Raw genomic sequence first — 13,758 nt, forward strand, 5'->3', positions numbered from 1 at the left:
CTACGACGGGATCGACTCACGCTTCGCGTGCAGTCTGCTTACATGCTCGACCGAGGGTTATCGAAGCGCCAACTGACCGCGAAGAAAGTGAAGCTAAAAACCAATCTGCGCGCGGCGATGGAGGGGCGGAAGATTCGTCCGTAACTTAGAAAGACCAACGGCTGCCGAAGGGCAGCCGTTGTAGGCGGGATTCTCTATCCACCTTTCGGTGAAACTCCCACTCCAGGTGGGACCCGTTGACCGGGCGGCGCTACGTTTTCCTCACCCGCTTGTACGTAGGTTTTTATCGACGCGAAACCGGCGCGTCGACGTCGAAATTATAGGAAAGCTGATATCGACGGTCAACGCAAGCCAGCGTTTCCGCAGAAGATTCAGACATTCCAACAGCACGCCCGCCGCTGCGCCATTCAAGCCACGAGCCTAAAATACCCCCTTGCCGCAAGGCTCAGCATCGGAAGGTCCATCATGAAGCGCTTCGCCTTTCTCTGCCTCACGGCCTGGTCAGCCGCGGCATTGCTCTTTTTCGGCCGCCATTCCGCCGCGCTCATCGCGCTGTCCGGCGTTATCGCGCTCGCGGGGTTCGATCTGTTGCGGCCGGATTCCAACCAGGGTTCGTAAGACTTATCGGCGCTTCGCCGCTTCCCAGTTGATGTCGACGCACAGCACTTGCAGGCCATACGGCGTTTGCGCGGCGATCGACGCCGTCACGCATAGGTGTGCCTCGTTGATCGAGAGATACGGCGCCGTCAGATGCACGCGGCCCGGCGCGCGCAACGCCTCGATGAAATACGGTCGGCGTTCCCAGCTTGCGCCTTCCGAATGCAATAGCGGACTGAAGCGCTTGGCCCGTTGCGAGGTGCGCACCACCGGCACGACATTGTCGCCGATCTGCCGCCCGGACTGATCGAGCAGAAAGCAGCGCGCGGTTTCGGCGAGTTGCAGCAGTTCGCTCGTCGCGGCGACGAGCGTTTCGCCTTCCATCAGCTTGACCGCCGCGCGCTCGAGACCGCTCACGTACGGCTCCAGCCGCGCGCCTTGCGCCCGCTCGCGCGCCGCGACGCGTTCGCGCGACGCCGCCGACAGCGCGTCCATCACGCCGGTCGCGACTTCGCTGTGCACCGCCTCCACGCTCGGCTGCGCGAAATACGCGCCCTGCACGAAATCGACGTTGCATTCGAGCGCGATCAGCGCGTCGCGCTCGGTCGCGAGGCCCCCCATCAGAACGAGTTGCCCCGATTCATGCAGCAGCGACACGAGACGCGGCAGCACGCGTTCAATATGCGAATGCTCCGTCGCCTGCTGCAGGATGCAACGGTCGAGCGTCACGATATCGGGCCGCAGATGCCACACGCGATCGATATTCGAATGCTTCACGCCGAAGCCGTCCAGCGCGATCAGAAAGCCCGACTTGCGCAGCGAATCGACGATCGCGGCAAAGCGCGTCGTCTCGCCGCCGGCCTGCTCGGGCACTTCGAGCACGACGCGCTGCGGCGGAAGACCGATATCCTTCAGCGACGCGAGCAGCGCATCGCCGTAGCTCGTGTCCATCAGCGCGGCGGGGTGCAGGCTCAGGAAGAGCCATTCGTCGTGACTGTCGAACGCATTGAAGTTGCCAAGATGCAGCGATTCAGCGAGCCGACCGAGTTCGAGCAGATCGCCGCGCCGCGCGGCCTGCGTGAACACTTCGTGCGACGGAACGTGGCGATGCGTGTCGTCGCGGGCGCGCAACGACGCGTGATAGCCGATCGCGCGGCGATGCGACACCGAGAAAACCGGCTGGAACACGCTGAAAACCGTGTACTCGCCGTACAGCACGGTGCGACGCGAGCCATCGTCGCCGGCGATGGGGCGGGGCGGCTGAAAGCGGGGCGGGTCGAGATCAACCATGCTCATGGTGTCGATGCTTGGAGCGAGTGACTTTATCGAGATAGTTTACCGGATCGGCACCCGAGCGTCAGAGCAAAAAGCGTGCAAATTCAATATTCAAGCGGCGCGCGCGGGGTTTCCGCGCATCCGGCGCGCCTATTCGTGTGCGGATTGAACGCGTCGTGCCGCAGGCTTGGGAACGCACGCCGCGCAAGCGTGCGGGCAGGCACCGGCGCGGTGCGCCGTCACTCGCGCGAGCTTCAGTTCGCTTCCGACGGATCGGGCTTTCGGTGCGCCGCACGCACTTCCGGGGCGAGCTGGCCGAAGATCCACGCCGTCGCCGCCGTGATGACGCCGACGCACAGGAACGTCGCGTGAAACGCGGGCAGCGAGTTCTGCGGCGTCACGTGCGGCAGGAGCCCGGTGAAGGTCGAGAGAATCGCGCCGGCGACGGTCACGCCGAGACTCATCGACAGCATCTGCACGAGCGAGAACAGGCTGTTGCCGCTGCTCGCGCCGCCGGTGCCGAGATCCTTCAGCGTGAGCGTGTTCATCGCGGTGAACTGCATCGAATTGACGGCGCCGAAGATCGCCAGTTGCACGAGCCTCAGCCACAACGGTTGATGCGCGCTCGCGAGCGAGAAACTCGCCATCATCAGTCCGACGAGCACGGTGTTCACCACCAGCACGCGCCGATAACCATGCTTTTCGATCAGCCGCGTGACGAGCCGCTTGGACGCCATGCCCGCGGCCGCGACGGGCAGCATCATCATGCCGGCCTGAAACGCCGTGTAGCCGAGGCTCACTTGCAGCAGCAGCGGAATGAGATAGGGCATCGCGCCGCTGCCGATGCGCGCGAACAGATTGCCGAGCAGTCCGACACTGAACGTGTGGATCTTGAAGAGATCGAGCGAGAAGATCGGCTGGGCGGCGCGCGTCGCGTGCAGGCCGTACGCGACGAAGCAGCCGAACGACAGCACGAGCAACACGATGACGATCGCGTGCGCGAGGCCGAGATCGGCGAGGCCGTCGAGCGAAATCGTCAACGCGACCATGCCGACGGCGAGCAGCAGATAGCCCGCGAGATCGAAGCGCGCGGTCGCCGGGTTGCGGCTGTCGGGCATGTACAGATTCGTCGCGATGCAGCCGATTACGCCCACCGGCACGTTGATGAGAAAGATCCAATGCCACGATGCGATCTGCACGAGCCAGCCGCCCAGCGTCGGACCGATGAGCGGACCGATCAGCCCCGGAATCGCGACGAACGCCAACGCCGAAAGATAGCGCTCCGCCGGAAACACGCGCAGCACGGCGAGGCGTCCGACCGGCAGCAGCATCGCGCCGCCTACGCCCTGCACGACGCGATACGCGACAAGCGCCGTCAGCGACTGCGCGTTCGCGCACAACAGCGAGCCGATCGTGAACACCAGAATCGCGCTGAAGAACACGCGCCGCGTGCCGAGCTTGTCGGCGAGCCAGCCGGAGACGGGAATCATCATGGCCATCGTGAGCGAGTAGGCGATCACGACGCCCTGCATGCGCAGCGGCGCGACGCCCAGGCTGCGGGCCATGGCGGGGAGCGCGGTGTTGACGATCGTCGAGTCGAGCGTCTGCATGAAGAAGCCCGTGGCGACGAGCCACAGCATGATGCTCAATGCGCGATCGGACGGTGCGGCGGCGGTCGTTTCGGTCATGTGGGCGCTTATTTGCGTAGTTCGGCGACGAAGTCGTAGTAGTCGTTGCGGCAGTAGGTGTCGGTGAGTTCGATCGCGCGCTGATCCGCCGTGTAGCCCACGCGCGTGATAAGCAAGAGCGCGTCGTGCGGCGCGATGCCCATTTGCCCGGCGATCTCCGGACTGGCGTTCACCGCGCGGAAATGCTGGAGCGCGCGCACGATGGAAAGCCCGCGCCCCTCGAGATAGCTGTACAGCGAATCGCCGATGGCTTGCGGATCGGGGATGCACGAGGCCGGAAAGGTCGAGTTTTCGACGGCCATGACGATGTCGTCGGCGAGGCGCAGGCGTTTGAGTCGCGTGACGGTGGCGGCGGGCGAGAGGCCGAGCTGGATGACTTCATCGCGATTGGCGGGCTCGATGGTGCGCGAGAGCCACTTCGAACTGGGCTTGAAGCCGCGTCGCCTGAGCATTTCGGAGAAGCTCGACAGGCGCGACAGCGGATCTTCGTAGCGCGGCGTGATGAAGCTGCCCGCGCCTTGCTCGCGGCGAATCAGCCCTTGCTCGACGAGCAGCGCGATGGCCTTTCTCGACGTGATCCGCGACACGCCGAGCGCTTCCGACAGCACGCGCTCCGACGGCAGCGCTTCCCCGGCGTTCCAGCGATTGTCGTGGATCGCGGTGGCGAGCTTGCGGGCGAGTTGAAGATAGAGCGGTGTGTCGCTGTCCGGGTCCGGGCGCAAGTCGCGCCAGCGGTCTTCCGAGGTCGGGTTCATAAAGCGGACGCTGGTGGGCCAAGCGGGGATTTTAAGACATGCGGGGAGGTTCGTTTTGGCGGGTGGCGTTTTGTTTTTTCGCGCTGCCTGGATTGGCGCTTGCGTTGGATCCCGGTTTCGCGTCGGTCTATCAGCGCTGCCCCTGTGCGGGGCGGCACCTACTTTCTTTGCTGCTGCAAAGAAAGTAGGCAAAGAAAGCAGCTCGTTCAAGCCCGCGGTCACACGCAGTTTGGCCATGCTTGCCAGCCCACGGCGGCACTCGCCTATAGAGTGCCCTCGTAGGCCCAATCGGGCTTGGATCGCGCACGGTCTGACGAGCTAGTACGCAGAGGACACTGGTTCAGCACATAATAGCTTCGGCACAGCGCTACGCGCTGCCGTGGGGTATGCGAGGGAAGCCAAGGGAACACGAAGGCGCACGCGAACCCGCTCTTCCCGTCGGCCGCGAAGCGGGCTGGAGCTTGATGTGGCTGTACCGGTTCGTTAAGTGCTGCGATGTGACGGACCGTGCGCGATCCAAGCCCGATTGGTCCTGCGAGGGCACTCTATAGGCGAGTGCCGCCGTGGGCTGGCAAGCATGGTCAAACTGCGTGTGACCGCGGGCGGTGACAAAGCTGCTTTCTTTGGTGACTTTCTTTGCAGCAGCAAAGAAAGTTACCCCCGCCCCGGGGAGGGGCAGTGCTAATAAACCAACACGAAACCGGGATCCGGCAACAGACAAAAAATCAAGCCGTAGCAGCCCCACCCACCCCACGCCCCGCGCGCATATAAAGCGCAACCGACAACCCCACCGCCGCAGCCGCCGCCAGCGCGGCGAACAAAAACACCGACCCATACCCCAACTCACCGGCAACATACCCGGCGAGCGGCCCGGTCAGCCCGAGCGACAGATCCAGAAACACCGAATAAGCCGACAAAGCCGCCCCACGGCTGGCGGGCGGCACGAGCCCGACCGCTTCCACGCCAAGCGCCGGAAACACGAGCGCAAACCCAAACCCGGTCAACGCCGCGCCCGCGAGCGCAAAAGTCGGCTCCGCGGCAAGCCACAGCATCAACAAACCCGCGCATTCGAACGCAAACGACACGATCGCCACGCGAAAACCGCCATACGCCTTGATCGTGTTCGCGAACAACAACCGCGCGCCGATGAACATCGTGCCGAACACCGTCAGCGACAAAGCCGCATTCGGCCAGTTATGCGCCGCGTAGTACAGCGTGATGAACGTCGCGATCGAGCCGAAACCCGCCGACCCGAGCGCGAGCCCCAAACCATGCGGCAGCACGCGGAAGAACACGCTGCGATACGACATCCGCTCGCCATGAACGACAGGCACGCTCGCCATGCGCGTCGCAAGCCAGTAACCGAAACCGCCGAGCGCAATTACGATCAGCCCGAGCGATGCGAAACCGAGCGCATGATCGATCGCGACACCGAGCGGCGCGCCGATGGCAAGCGCGCCGTAGGTTGCGATGCCGTTCCACGAAATCACCTTCGCATTGTTCGTGACGCCGACGCGCCCGATGCCCCACGTAATCGATCCCGTGCCGACCCAGCTCTCGCCGAAACCGAGCACGAGCCGCGCGATCACCAGCAGCGCGAGACTCACCGCATGCCATTGCGCGGCGAGCGCCGAAGCGAGCAAGAGCACGCCGCTCGCCGCGCACGCCGCGAGACCGTACAGCACGGTCTTCTTGGGGCCGAGCGTGTCGGCGGTGCGGCCGGCGAGCGGCCGCGACATGAGGGTCGCGAAGTACTGGACGCTGATCGCCGCGCCCGCCATCACCGAGCCGTAGCCCAGGTCCGTGTGCACGAAACCCGGCAGCACCGCCAGCGGAATGCCGATCGTCAGGTAACAGAGGAATGTGTACAGGACGACGGGCAGAATGCGCAGCGTGACGGCGAAGTCGCTCTGCGTCTGGGTGCGAGACTCGGTGGACATAGGGAAATTGCGGGGTTGAATTCGGCGCGAAGGCATGATTGTCACATATGTTGCGACGCAACGCCGCGCCCGTTTTGTAACCAGGTGGGACAAATTGCCGGTCCGGACGGCCGGAGTACATCGCGGGAAGCCTTGCCCAGTAAGGCCCGGCGCACATATCGGACGAAGAATATGTCGTTCATGCAATGCCGCCTATGGGATGTGGATTTTGGTGGTGATAGCTTTCGAACCATCGAAGCGACAGGAACATTTCCGAATAGTCGCGAATGCCACCGGCTGCGTATCCCGCGCAACCAGCAAAAAAGCATCGAACAGCCCCGAGACATCCCATGAGCGAGCCGATCATCGAGTCGACCAATCAGCCGATCCGCTTCTATCACCGCAACGCGATCCAGGAAGTGAGCGGCGCATCGACGACACGCACCGTGCTGCAATATCTGCGCGAGGACGCGCGCTGCACCGGCACCAAGGAAGGCTGCGCCGAAGGCGACTGCGGCGCGTGCACGGTCGTCGTCGGCGAGCCGGACGGGCAGGGCGGCGTCGCGTTCAAGGCCGTCAACGCGTGCGTGCAATTCCTGCCGACGCTCGACGGCCGCGCGCTCTTCACGGTCGAAGACCTGCGCCAGCCGGACGGGACGCTGCATCCGGTGCAGCAGGCGCTCGTCGATTGCCACGGTTCGCAGTGCGGGTTCTGCACGCCCGGTTTCGCCATGTCGATGTTCGCGCTCTACGAAAAGCACGGCCATGCGACGACCGGCTGCGAACACGCCTGCGCAAAGACCAAGCCCTCGCGCCAGGAAATCAGCGACGCGCTGACGGGCAATCTGTGCCGCTGCACGGGTTATCGGCCGATCATCGACGCCGCCGAGCAGATGTTCGATCACGCGCCGCTCGCGCCCGTCAACGTGCCGGCGCTCGCCCGCACGCTCGACAACCTGCAGCGCGACGATACGTTCCACTACGAGCACGCCGGCCGGCAGTTCGACGCGCCGCGCACGGTCGAAGCGCTCGCCGCGCTGAAAGACAAGAATCCGAACGTGCGCATTCTCGCGGGCAGCACGGACATCGGCTTATGGGTGACGAAGCAGTTGCGCGATCTCGGCGACATCGCCTATGTCGGGCAAATCGAGGCGCTTAGGCATGTCGCGACGACGGACGACTGGATCGAGATCGGCGCGGGCGTGACGCTCGAGCGCGCGTATGCCGAGCTCGTGAAGACGTATCCGGAGCTCGAAGAAACGCGTCTGCGCTTCGCGTCGCTGCCGATTCGCAATGCGGGCACGCTCGGCGGCAACGTCGCGAACGGCTCGCCGATCGGCGATTCGATGCCTGGTCTCATCGCGCTGAATGCGCGTGTGGTGTTGCAAAGCGTGAACGGCACGCGCGAGATGCCGCTCGAAGACTTGTACATCGCGTACCAGAAGAAGGACATGACGGAGAACGAGTTCGTCGCGATGCTGAAAGTGCCGACACGCACCGGCAAACGCGCGAAGCTCCAGTTCCGCGCGTACAAGCTGAGCAAGCGCTTCGACTCCGACATTTCCGCCGTGTACGCCGCGTTCGCGTACATCGCGGAGGGCGACACGATCCGCGAGCCGCGTCTTTGCTACGGCGGCATGGCCGCGACGCCGAAGCGCGCGGCGCATGCGGAAGCCGTATTGACCGACGCGCACTGGCACGAAGCCACCGCGCAAGCCGCGATGCTCGCGTTGAGCCAGGACTATCAGCCGCTCACCGACATGCGCGCGAGCAGCGACTACCGGCTCGACACCGCGAAAAGCCTGCTGTATCGCTTCTGGCTGGAAACGCGTTCGCAGAATCCGCTTTCGAAGTCGCAACTCGATGTGCGTGCAATCGAACTGGTCGAAGCGAAGTAAGAAGAGGATACGAACATGAATCAGCAAGCAGAAGCCTTTCTCGCCGAAGCCCAGACGCTCGCGAACGACATCGACGATTTCAAGCAGGTGCATGTCTCGCGTCCGCACGAATCGGCGCATCTGCACGTGAGCGGACGCGCCAGCTATACCGATGACATTCCGCTCGTCGCGGGCACGCTGCACGCCGCGCTCGGCACGAGCCCGAAAGCGCACGCGAAGATTCTGTCGATGAACTTCGACGCCGTGCGCGCGACGCCGGGCGTGGTCGCCGTCTTCACCGCCGACGACATTCCCGGCGTGAACGATTGCGGCCCGATCATCCACGACGATCCGGTGCTGGCTCAGGGCATCGTGCAGTACATCGGCCAGCCGATGTTCATCGTCGTCGCGACCTCGCACGATACGGCGCGGCTCGCCGCACGCCGCGCGACCATCGAATTCGAAGACCTCGTGCCGATCCTCACACCGGAAGACGCGCGCAAAGCCGAATCGTATGTGCTCAATCCGCTGAAGCTCTCGCGCGGCGATGCACAAGGCCGCATGGCGAAGGCCGCGCATCACGAACGCGGCGCGATGAAGCTCGGCGGTCAGGAGCAGTTCTATCTCGAAGGCCAGATCGCCTACGCCGTGCCGAAGGACGACGACGGCATGCACGTCTACTGCTCGACGCAGCACCCGACTGAGATGCAGCATCTCGTCGCGCACGTGCTCAACGTGCATTCGCATAACGTGCTCGTCGAATGCCGGCGCATGGGCGGCGGCTTCGGCGGCAAGGAATCGCAATCGGGCATTTTCGCGTGTTGCGCATCGCTCGCCGCGTGGAAGCTCTTGTGCCCCGTGAAGCTGCGTCCGGACCGCGACGACGACATGATGATCACCGGCAAGCGCCACGACTTCGTGTACGACTTCGAAGTCGGCTACGACGACGACGGCAGGATCGATGGCGTGGCGGTGGACATGACATCGCGCTGCGGCTTTTCTGCCGATTTGTCGGGCCCGGTGATGACGCGCGCCGTCTGCCACTTCGACAACGCGTACTGGCTTTCGGACGTGAAGATCGAAGGCTATTGCGGCAAGACCAACACGCAGTCGAACACCGCGTTTCGCGGCTTCGGCGGGCCGCAGGGCGCGTTCGCGATCGAATACATCATGGATAACGTCGCGCGTTCGGTCGGCCGCGACTCCCTCGACGTGCGCTTCGCGAATCTCTACGGCAAGGGCGAGAACAACCAGACGCCGTATGGTCAGACGGTCGAAGACAACGTGCTGCACGCGTTGCTCGGCGAGCTCGAAACGACGAGCGACTATCGCCGCCGCCGCGCCGCCATCGACGAATTCAACGCGAACAACGAGATCCTGAAGAAAGGGCTCGCGCTGACGCCGGTGAAGTTCGGCATCGCGTTCAACGTCACGCACTTCAATCAGGCGGGCGCGCTGGTTCACATCTATACCGACGGGTCGATGCTCGTGAACCACGGCGGCACCGAAATGGGCCAGGGCCTGAACACGAAGGTCGCGCAGGTCGTCGCGCACGAGCTCGGCGTGAAGTTCGAACGCGTGCGCGTCACGGCGACCGATACCAGCAAGGTCGCGAACACATCCGCGACGGCGGCCTCGACCGGCACGGATCTGAACGGCAAGGCCGCGCAGGACGCCGCGCGCCAGTTGCGCGAACGCCTCGCGAAGTTCGCGGCGGAGAAGTTCGGCGGCGGCACGGTCGCGGCGTCCGAGGTGCGTTTCGCGAACGATCACGTGATCGTGGGTGGCGATGCGATTCCGTTCGGCGAAGTGGTGCAGAAGGCGTATCTCGCGCGCGTGCAGTTGTGGTCCGACGGTTTCTACGCGACGCCCAAGCTCTACTGGGACCAGGCGACGATGCAGGGCCGCCCGTTCTACTACTACTCGTACGGCGCGGCGGTGTCCGAAGTCGTCATCGACACGCTCACCGGCGAAATGCGCGTGCTGCGCGCGGACGCACTGCACGACGTGGGCGCATCGCTGAACCCGGCGCTCGACAAAGGCCAGGTCGAAGGCGCGTTCGTGCAGGGCATGGGCTGGCTCACGACCGAAGAACTGTGGTGGAACGAGAAGGGCAAGCTGATGACGCATGCGCCGTCCACCTACAAGATTCCGACGACCAACGACATGCCCGCCGATTTCCGCGTAAATCTCTTCAAGAATCGCAACGTGGAGGACAGCATCCATCGCTCGAAGGCGGTCGGCGAGCCGCCGCTCCTGTTGCCGTTCTCGGTGTTCTTCGCGATCCGCGACGCGGTTTCCGCGGTCGGCGATCACAAGATCAACCCGCCGCTGAACGCGCCCGCCACCGCGGAGGAAATCCTGAGGGCCGTGAACGCGGTGCGGAGCGCACGGTCATGATGCACGTCGTCCTGTTCGGCGCGGGCCATGTCGGCCATGCGCTCGTCAAGGTGCTGGGCACGCTGCCGTGCGTCGTGCAGTGGGTCGATGCGCGTGACGAACTCTTCCCCGATGAAGTCCCGGCGAACGTGCAGATCGAAGCCACCGATCTGCCCGATGCGATCGTCGACGAAGCGCCCGCCGGCGCGTATTTCATCGTGATGACGCACGATCATTCGCTCGATTTCTCGCTGACGCAACGCATCATGCGGCGTGACGATTTCGCGTACTTCGGGCTGATCGGCTCCGCGACCAAGCGCGTGAAGTTCGAGCGGCGGCTGATGGAGCGGGGCGTGGCCGCCGACCGTTTGCCGGAGATCACGTGTCCGATCGGCGTCGAAGGCATCGTCGATAAAGCGCCGGGATCGATCGCACTGGCGGTCGCGGCGCAGTTGCTGCGCGTGAGAGAGATGGCGGCCCGGCTGGGCGTGCCGTCGGGGCAGCGTTTGCGCGCGCTTTCCGCCGTGCGTTGAGCACGCTCGCACGGTCGCACGCTCCGCTTCGCCAAATTTGGTCACAGCGGCCGCGGGCCGTGGATGCGAACCCTATCATCGTTGGGCCGGGCGATCTCCCGTGGATGCGTCCGGCGCAATCGAGAACACGATGGGGTGAGCAGTGAGTACTGGATTTGGCAAGCGCGTCAGCGCAATCGTTTCGACCGCGATCCTGCTGAGCGCGGCGGCATCGGTTCTTTATGCGCCGGCTGGCAGGGCCGCGCCGACGACCGTGCAGGACGTCAAGTGGATGGTCGGCAAGCTGCCCTCGGAAGTCGTCGGCGACCAGCGGTTCCGCAAGGCGTTCAACGAGCTTCGTCCCAATGAGTGGAAGCGGATCGTCGAGCGGTTCGGGGCGTCGGATATCGCGGGCGTTCAGCTGAAGGACGGCTTTTACTTCGCGTCGGGCTGCAAGCAGCACGCGTGCAGCAGCGATCTCGCCGCCTTTGCGATCAGCGCATCGACGGGAGAGGGCAGCGTGATGTACCGCGCAACCGTCAATGAAGCGACGGGCAAGACCGTCACGCGCAGCTTCTCGCCGCCCGACACGCCGATCGAGCGCACGCCGCTCGCTGCGTGGGCGAAGGAGAACGCCCTGTAAGCGCGCGACACGTCGAGCTTCACATCAAGCCGTTCTCCGTCCGGAACTTCCCCGGCGCGATGCCATACAGTTCCTTGAACCGCTTGCTGAACGCCGCCTCGGACTGATACCCGACTTCCGCCGCGACATCGGCGATGCTTTTCTTCGTGTGCGTGAGCATCGTGCTCGCGAGCTGCATGCGCACGTGGCTCAGCAACGCGAGCGGCGAGCTGTCCGAATGCGCGGAGAACGCGCGCATGAACGTGGCGCGCGACATCGCCGCTTCTTTCGCCAGCATTTCGAGGGTCCACGGCTCGGCGGGCCGCTCCAGCATCGCGATGATCGATGCGCCGAGCCGCCGGTTCGCCAGCAAACCGAGCACGCCCGCAAGCGACGGCTGGCCGGCGAGCCACGCGCGTAGCACCATCGTGAAGAGCGCGGTGGACAAGGCCGTCACGATCGACGGCGCGCCCAACTGCGAATCCTCCGCCTCGCGGCGCATTGTCTGCACGAGCGGCGCGAGATACGGCGCGGAGGCATTCGAGAACGACACGTACACGACGTCCGGCAACACGTCGATCAAGAGCGCGCGCGGCGCGTAGAGAAAGCGCCCGCACAACAGATCGACGCCCGGCGCGACTTCGCCGCAATTGCTTCGCACCGTGACCGCGCCGTTATCGCGCGCCTGCATCGCGCCTGCGGCCGGGCCGGATGCGCACGCCCGGATGCTCAGCACGTGCGCATCGCCGCGCGGCAGGAAGAAGATATCGCCGGCCTTCAGTTCGAGCGGCGTCTGCCCACGGCGCAACACCGTGCATTCGCCATCCAGCACGACGTGGTACACCGCTTCGCCGGCAGGCGCGGGCGCGTGATCCAGTTCGAGCGGGCCGCTCAGCAGGCAGCGCAAATCGAGCGCACCGGAAAGGTTCGCAAGCTGGATCAGTTTGTCGAGAGCGTCCATGGGAGCGGGCAGCCGAGGAGGTCGTTCCGGATAGTACCGAAAGTCCCGCCCCTGCGCCGCGTGCACGCGCTACTTGGCGACTTCGCCCAGTTCCGTCGCGATATCGCCGGAAGGGGCGGCCACGGTCTTCTTGCGCGTGAGCGTATCCGACACGCTCGACATCAGCGTGCGCAGCCAGGCCACGTCGGTCGGCTGATCCGGCTGCGGCAACGTCAATTGATAGCACTTGATGCGCGGAAATGGCACCGGCGAGTCGAGCACCGCGAGCGGCAGCAGCGCCGCGTAGTGCTGGGCGAAGCGGCGCGGCGCGGTGAAGATGAGATCGGACTGCAGCAGCACTTGCGGCACGAGGCCGAAGTACGGAATCGTCGTCACGATGCGCCGCTCGATGCCCGCGCGCGCAAGCCCGATATCGATCGGATGACGCCTGCCGCCGCTGTACGGCGTCGGCGCGAGATGCGCGGCGAGCGCGTAGCGTTCGGCCGTCAGCGGCTCGCGTGCGAGCGGATGATTCGCGCGCATCAGGCAGACGAAAACATCGGTGAACAAATCTTCGCGCGCAAAACGCGGCTCGGGCTTCGTCCAGTTGGCGACCATCAGGTCGATTTCACCTTCGTCGAGCATGCGCTCGTGATCGCGCATCGGATTGAGCGACTCGATCTCGAGACGCGCGTGCGGCGCGGCGTCGCGAAAGGCGGCGACGAGCGTCGGCATGAAGAAATCGTTGAGGTAATCGGGCGCGGCGACGCGGAACGTGCGGCGCGAGCTGGCCGGATCGAAATCGCCATGCGGCGTCGCGACGAATTCGACCTCTCGCAAGGCGCGCTGCGCGGGCGCGAGCAGCGATTCGCCGTACTCGGTCGGCACCATGCCCTGCTTGCCGCGCACGAGAATCGGATCGTTCAGGATCTCGCGCAAGCGGCGCAACGCCGTGCTGATCGCCGGCTGTGTCTGGTTCAGACGCTGCGCGGTCTGCGTCACGCTGCGCTCCAGCAAAAGCGTGCGCAAGACGCGGATCAGCCAGATGTCGAGTGAGTCGGCGGGGTCGTTCATGGCCTGCGAAGCGGTTGATCAGGATGCGCGGGCGCGAACTCGCGACCCCTCACCCGAAGTTAAACGCTTATCTTTTTTTGACGCCATAGCGAGCGCGCTATGCACGGCATAGGCGCGCCG

Annotated in this window: 11 protein-coding genes; 5 read left to right on the forward strand and 6 right to left on the reverse strand. The window is 64.7% G+C overall.

Annotated features, from left to right (window positions below):
• Window positions 1-465 precede the first annotated feature (465 nt).
• Window positions 466-618 (forward strand): hypothetical protein, encoded by a 153-nt coding sequence (locus tag LY284_RS00305; protein ID WP_014192171.1) that lies wholly within the window; start codon window positions 466-468, stop codon window positions 616-618.
• A 3-nt stretch (window positions 619-621) separates the two neighbouring features.
• Here LY284_RS00305 and LY284_RS00310 read toward each other — a convergent pair whose 3' ends face one another.
• The 4 genes from LY284_RS00310 to LY284_RS00325 form a co-directional block, all read right to left on the reverse strand.
• Window positions 622-1,893 (reverse strand): EAL domain-containing protein, encoded by a 1,272-nt coding sequence (locus LY284_RS00310; RefSeq protein ID WP_014192170.1) that lies wholly within the window; start codon window positions 1,891-1,893, stop codon window positions 622-624.
• 233 nt (window positions 1,894-2,126) lie between these two features.
• A complete protein-coding gene (gene mdtD, locus LY284_RS00315; protein ID WP_077157466.1) occupies window positions 2,127-3,560 on the reverse strand; it encodes a multidrug transporter subunit MdtD in 1,434 nt (477 codons plus the stop codon).
• A gap of 8 nt (window positions 3,561-3,568) precedes the next feature.
• The gene (locus LY284_RS00320) at window positions 3,569-4,315 is read right to left on the reverse strand and encodes a GntR family transcriptional regulator (RefSeq protein ID WP_014192168.1); all 747 of its coding nucleotides are present in this window, start codon (window positions 4,313-4,315) and stop codon (window positions 3,569-3,571) included.
• Between the two features lie 725 nt (window positions 4,316-5,040).
• A complete protein-coding gene (locus LY284_RS00325) occupies window positions 5,041-6,255 on the reverse strand; it encodes an MFS transporter (protein ID WP_233383870.1) in 1,215 nt (404 codons plus the stop codon).
• A 329-nt stretch (window positions 6,256-6,584) separates the two neighbouring features.
• On the opposite strand from LY284_RS00325, the gene xdhA reads away from it, so the two are divergent.
• The 4 genes from xdhA (at window position 6,585) to LY284_RS00345 (ending at window position 11,645) form a co-directional block, all read left to right on the forward strand.
• Window positions 6,585-8,132 (forward strand): xanthine dehydrogenase small subunit, encoded by a 1,548-nt coding sequence (gene xdhA, locus LY284_RS00330; RefSeq protein WP_233383872.1) that lies wholly within the window; start codon window positions 6,585-6,587, stop codon window positions 8,130-8,132.
• 15 nt (window positions 8,133-8,147) lie between these two features.
• On the forward strand, window positions 8,148-10,511 hold the full coding sequence (xdhB, locus tag LY284_RS00335) for a xanthine dehydrogenase molybdopterin binding subunit (protein ID WP_233383881.1): 2,364 nt from the start codon (window positions 8,148-8,150) through the stop codon (window positions 10,509-10,511).
• The gene (gene xdhC / locus LY284_RS00340) at window positions 10,508-11,023 is read left to right on the forward strand and encodes a xanthine dehydrogenase accessory protein XdhC (RefSeq protein WP_233383889.1); all 516 of its coding nucleotides are present in this window, start codon (window positions 10,508-10,510) and stop codon (window positions 11,021-11,023) included. The genes xdhB and xdhC overlap by 4 nt, the downstream gene beginning before the upstream one ends.
• A 142-nt stretch (window positions 11,024-11,165) precedes the next feature.
• Window positions 11,166-11,645, forward strand: coding sequence for a hypothetical protein (locus tag LY284_RS00345; RefSeq protein WP_233383891.1), 480 nt, complete (start codon window positions 11,166-11,168; stop codon window positions 11,643-11,645).
• Window positions 11,646-11,664: 19 nt separating this feature from the next.
• Here LY284_RS00345 and LY284_RS00350 read toward each other — a convergent pair whose 3' ends face one another.
• On the reverse strand, window positions 11,665-12,585 hold the full coding sequence (locus LY284_RS00350; protein WP_041730601.1) for an AraC family transcriptional regulator: 921 nt from the start codon (window positions 12,583-12,585) through the stop codon (window positions 11,665-11,667).
• 69 nt (window positions 12,586-12,654) lie between these two features.
• Window positions 12,655-13,638 carry a LysR family transcriptional regulator gene (locus LY284_RS00355; protein ID WP_233383914.1) on the reverse strand — a complete coding sequence of 328 codons (984 nt, stop codon included), beginning with the start codon at window positions 13,636-13,638 and terminating at the stop codon, window positions 12,655-12,657.
• Window positions 13,639-13,758 lie beyond the last annotated feature (120 nt).

Source organism: Caballeronia sp. PC1, from assembly GCF_021353155.1.
Taxonomy (GTDB): domain Bacteria; phylum Pseudomonadota; class Gammaproteobacteria; order Burkholderiales; family Burkholderiaceae; genus Caballeronia; species Caballeronia cordobensis.

Bases quoted from the DNA above. Each gene is read 5' to 3' on its own strand.
- LY284_RS00350 (WP_041730601.1), bottom strand. From the start codon at position 12,585: ATGGACGCTCTCGACAAACTGATCCAGCTTGCGAACCTTTCCGGTGCG.
- LY284_RS00325 (WP_233383870.1), bottom strand. From the start codon at position 6,255: ATGTCCACCGAGTCTCGCACCCAGACGCAGAGCGACTTCGCCGTCACG.
- LY284_RS00310 (WP_014192170.1), bottom strand. From the start codon at position 1,893: ATGAGCATGGTTGATCTCGACCCGCCCCGCTTTCAGCCGCCCCGCCCC.
- mdtD (WP_077157466.1), bottom strand. From the start codon at position 3,560: ATGACCGAAACGACCGCCGCCGCACCGTCCGATCGCGCATTGAGCATC.
- LY284_RS00355 (WP_233383914.1), bottom strand. From the start codon at position 13,638: ATGAACGACCCCGCCGACTCACTCGACATCTGGCTGATCCGCGTCTTG.
- LY284_RS00305 (WP_014192171.1), top strand. From the start codon at position 466: ATGAAGCGCTTCGCCTTTCTCTGCCTCACGGCCTGGTCAGCCGCGGCA.
- xdhA (WP_233383872.1), top strand. From the start codon at position 6,585: ATGAGCGAGCCGATCATCGAGTCGACCAATCAGCCGATCCGCTTCTAT.
- xdhB (WP_233383881.1), top strand. From the start codon at position 8,148: ATGAATCAGCAAGCAGAAGCCTTTCTCGCCGAAGCCCAGACGCTCGCG.
- LY284_RS00320 (WP_014192168.1), bottom strand. From the start codon at position 4,315: ATGAACCCGACCTCGGAAGACCGCTGGCGCGACTTGCGCCCGGACCCG.
- xdhC (WP_233383889.1), top strand. From the start codon at position 10,508: ATGATGCACGTCGTCCTGTTCGGCGCGGGCCATGTCGGCCATGCGCTC.